This is a genomic window from Streptomyces prasinopilosus, from assembly GCF_001419695.1.
GTDB lineage: Bacteria > Actinomycetota > Actinomycetes > Streptomycetales > Streptomycetaceae > Streptomyces > Streptomyces prasinopilosus.
Map to the genome: position 1 here is coordinate 1 of NZ_LIRG01001012.1, position 1,774 is coordinate 1,774.

At 74.1% G+C, this 1,774-nt stretch carries 2 protein-coding genes and 1 pseudogene; 2 read left to right on the plus strand and 1 reads right to left on the minus strand.

The window, feature by feature from the left end; all coding sequences use genetic code 11:
* Positions 1-271, plus strand: a pseudogene (locus AOK18_RS29670) (GntR family transcriptional regulator); the annotation flags it as partial.
* On the opposite strand, the gene AOK18_RS29675 reads toward AOK18_RS29670, so the two are convergent.
* A complete protein-coding gene (locus AOK18_RS29675; protein WP_055696303.1) occupies positions 249-1,031 on the minus strand; it encodes a class I SAM-dependent methyltransferase in 783 nt (260 codons plus the stop codon). The pseudogene AOK18_RS29670 and the gene AOK18_RS29675 sit on opposite strands and share 23 nt — an antisense overlap.
* 300 nt (positions 1,032-1,331) lie before the next feature.
* On the opposite strand from AOK18_RS29675, the gene AOK18_RS29680 reads away from it, so the two are divergent.
* Complete coding sequence (locus AOK18_RS29680) at positions 1,332-1,730, plus strand: nuclear transport factor 2 family protein (protein WP_055696304.1); 399 nt, start codon at positions 1,332-1,334, stop codon at positions 1,728-1,730.
* Positions 1,731-1,774: the final 44 nt, after the last annotated feature.

A 1,774-nucleotide genomic window follows, 5' to 3' on the forward strand; every position in this document is an offset into this window, starting at 1 on the left:
GCTCACCGAGGTCGAGGAGCTGGCCCGCTACCGCGGCCGGGCCGGCGGCACCACCCCCGCGGAGCTGCGGCGGGCCTACGACTGGCTGCGCGGCGCCGGGCTGACGCTGCACCACCGCGACACGATCGCCCGGATCGCCGGTACCCCGTCCGTCCGGGTCACCCGGCGGGTGCACGACCAGTACGCCCGGCCGCTGGAGATCACCGAGCTGATCGTGGACGCCCAGCAGGACGTGCTGGTCTACGAGTTCACCCTGCCCGCCGCGGTCTGACCCGCACGGCGGACGGCCCGCGGGCGGCCTCCCGCTCCGCGGGCCGCTCGGCGACGACCAGACGGACCCGGGGGCTGCCGTCCGGCCGCCGTCCGAACTCGGGCAGCGGGTGGAGTGCGACCCGGAATCCGGCCCGGTCCAGTTCGCGCCGGAGGGCACCGAAGCGCAGGGACCGGTAGTACATGACGAACGGCGGACGCCACACCGCGTTGCGCACCCGCATCGCCGCGTCGAAGACCAGGAACATCCCGTACACGAGGGAGCCCGGCCGGGGCGGGGCGACCACCGGGAAGGCGAACCGCCCCCCGGGCCGCAGTACGCGGTGGACCTGGGTGAACAGCCCCGGCAGTTCACGCGGCAGGAAGTGGCCGAACGCCCCGAAGCTCACCACCAGGTCGAAGGCCGGCCCGAACGGCAGCGCCCGCGCGTCCGCCCGCACCCAGGCTGCCGCCGGCCCGCCGGGCCGGGTCCGCTCGCGCGCGACGTCGAGCATGCCCGCGCTGAAGTCGACGCCGGTGACGCTCCGGCGGCACACCCCCGCCAGAACCTCCATGCCGGCCCCGGTGCCGCAGCACAGGTCGAGTCCGGAGTCGAACGGTCCCAGCCTCCGCACCGCCGCGGCGGTGGCCTCGAGCACCGAGTCGGGCGTGCGGAAGGGGGTGTGGTCGAACTTCGGCGCGAGGAGGTCGTATCCGCGTTCCACGGACGACAGCATCTGGACGGCGAGTTCGCGCAGGCGGGGGCCCTCGGGGCTGAACATCGGACCAGCCTAGGGCCTGCCGTTCGGATCAGGACGCAGGAGACGGACGGTGCCTGTCCGATGCCGGTGAGCGGGGCCCGGTGCGTGCGGACGCAGGGCGGAGGAGGGGGTCGGCACGAGGGGGTCCCCCGCTGGAGCCCGGTCGAGAGCGGGGAGCCGGCGGGTGACGGCAACGCCGCGGGTGCGCGTGCCGGACCCCGGGTCCGCGGCATGATCCGAACGGCAGGCGCCGGACCCGGGAGCCGGCCGTGGGGCTACCCTCGTGCCCACCGTGTGATCCGTCGACTGTGAGGAACTGTGATGCGGGCATTCCGTGAGGCCGTGGAGGCGCACGACATGGACGCCGCCGAAGCGCTGCTGGCGGAGGACGTCGTCTTCTCCAGTCCGGTCGTCTTCAAGCCCTACACCGGCAGGCCGGTCACCGGGGCGATCCTGCACGCGGTGGCGGAGGTCTTCGAGGACTTCCGCTATGTGCGGGAGGTCAATGACGCGAACGGCCGTGACCACGTCCTCGTGTTCACCGCCCGGGTGGACGACCGCGAGGTCGAGGGGTGCGACATCATCCACGTCGACGACGAGGGCCGCATCGACCGACTCACCGTGATGGTGCGGCCCTTGTCGGGCGCTCAGGCGCTCCAGGCGGCCATGAGCGCGAGGTTCGACCAGGTCGCACGCGCCGCGCAGGACCGCTCGGCCTGAACCGTCCGGCCCGGACCGCTCGCCCCGGGCCGGACGGTTCAGGC